This window comes from Pseudomonas sp. 3JA (genome assembly GCF_036961705.1).
GTDB classification, from domain to species: domain Bacteria; phylum Pseudomonadota; class Gammaproteobacteria; order Pseudomonadales; family Pseudomonadaceae; genus Aquipseudomonas; species Aquipseudomonas fluorescens_Q.
Genome location: NZ_JBAMDJ010000116.1, coordinates 1 through 388 on the forward strand (window position 1 = coordinate 1; position 388 = coordinate 388).

Genomic DNA, 388 nt, shown 5'->3' on the forward strand with positions numbered 1-388 from the left:
GTCGCTGACGATGGTGCTGACCGGCGCGGTGTTTGGAGCAATGGCTTCCAAGTTACCGCCCGATGCCGAGGCAATCGACTCAGTAACCGTCGTCGGACCTTGGTACACGTCGTTGCCGACGGCCACATCCAGCACACCCGAGCTTGCGCCGGCCGCGATGGTGATGGTCTTGCCGCTTTCCAGGGTAACGGTGACCGGACCATTTTGCGCTGTAACCGGGTTGCCGTTGGCATCGGTCAATGTGGCGGTGTAAGTGATGGTGCCGTTTTCGTTCACGGTCGGCGTGGCGGTCAGCGTCACCGTGGTGGTGTCGTTGACATCGCTGACGACGGTGCTGACCGGAGTCGTGTTTGGTGCGATGGCCTCCAGGTTGCCACCGGATGCCGAG

Annotated in this window: 1 protein-coding gene; it reads right to left on the bottom strand. The window is 62.1% G+C overall.

What is annotated here, in order from left to right:
* A partial coding sequence (locus tag V7773_RS30285; protein WP_336076508.1) for an immunoglobulin-like domain-containing protein occupies positions 1-388 on the bottom strand: 388 nt, incomplete at both ends.